Source organism: Aurantiacibacter sp. D1-12 (genome assembly GCF_028858515.1).
Classification (GTDB): domain Bacteria; phylum Pseudomonadota; class Alphaproteobacteria; order Sphingomonadales; family Sphingomonadaceae; genus Alteraurantiacibacter.
This window is the reverse complement of the sequence record NZ_JAPJZJ010000012.1, coordinates 1-1,010: the sequence shown is the minus strand read 5'-3', so window position 1 is coordinate 1,010 and position 1,010 is coordinate 1. Positions and strand designations below refer to the sequence as shown.

At 50.8% G+C, this 1,010-nt stretch carries 1 protein-coding gene; it reads left to right on the top strand.

The genetic code is table 11. The features are described 5' to 3' along the window. Positions 1–569 precede the first annotated feature (569 nt). On the top strand, positions 570–896 hold the full coding sequence (locus OOZ52_RS12820; RefSeq protein ID WP_274698932.1) for a hypothetical protein: 327 nt from the start codon (positions 570–572) through the stop codon (positions 894–896). Positions 897–1,010: the final 114 nt, after the last annotated feature.

Here is a 1,010-nt window from a genome sequence, read left to right as displayed (position 1 = left end):
CGATATGATGACGGCTCTGAAGGCACTCCCCAACTTTATGACATTACCTACTCCCATGAAAAGGAGGGGTGCGATCCTCAGCCCAACGTCGATCCGGCTGACCCCGGCAGAGACGGGGGCGGGCCGCGTGGGAAAAGACCCAGGAAAGAGGAGGAAGATGCCTGCCCAGAAGTGCCAGATGAGATCCCATCTTACCTGTACGTTCCTCTCGGTTTGTTACTGACGGGGGATATAATACACGAAAGGTCCAACGCTGCTGCGGCGCAACGCTTTCCCAACTTGGGAGGCACAGATGACGCGCGTGACGCTTACCGTCACACTTGGGCGGCGATTGCTGTGAGTAGATTGTACGGGCCTGCTAGAGCTTTAGGCGCAGGAAACGTAAATGAGGTCCAAGGCTATTTAAGAGGGCTTATGGGGCAAAGTGGCTATAATGCTGCATCTCGTGCTATGGACGATCATAATAACTACGTCGGTGCGGTGCTGGGAGCGGATGATCGGTATTCCAATATGTCTACAACTGAGCTGACTGACTATGCTTTTACGAACGACTGTGTGGTTACCTCACCATGAAAATTTTTGCGATCTCTATCTTCGTCCTTTTTTTTGGAAGTGCTTGTTCAAAAACAACAACCTTTCATCTGCAAAATGAAACTGACGACAACTTAAATGGGGTAGTAATCACACAAAGTGGTGACCCGCAAGCTGTTGGGATGTTACGATCTGGAGAAACACAGATGGTGACATTTCAGGCTTACTTCGAAAACCAGTATCGTTTAACGTTTGAGCGAGCAGGAACAAGATATCAAAAAGATCTATGCTACCAAGCTTGGGGGCACAAAGCTGACGGCGTCATTGTCGTGAGACCAGAAAGCATAGAGATGACATGTCATTGAGGGTCTTGTCAGATTGAAGGCAGGTGCTGACGCTCACCACCACCAACAATATGGACGGGGCCAGCCGCACGCTCAGCTATGGCTATGATGTGGCGGGCCGCCGTACCGGCCTGA

What these genes read in the sequence shown, in the direction of transcription:
- OOZ52_RS12820 (WP_274698932.1), top strand. Translation starts at nt 570, where the DNA reads ATGAAAATTTTTGCGATCTCTATCTTCGTCCTTTTTTTTGGAAGTGCT.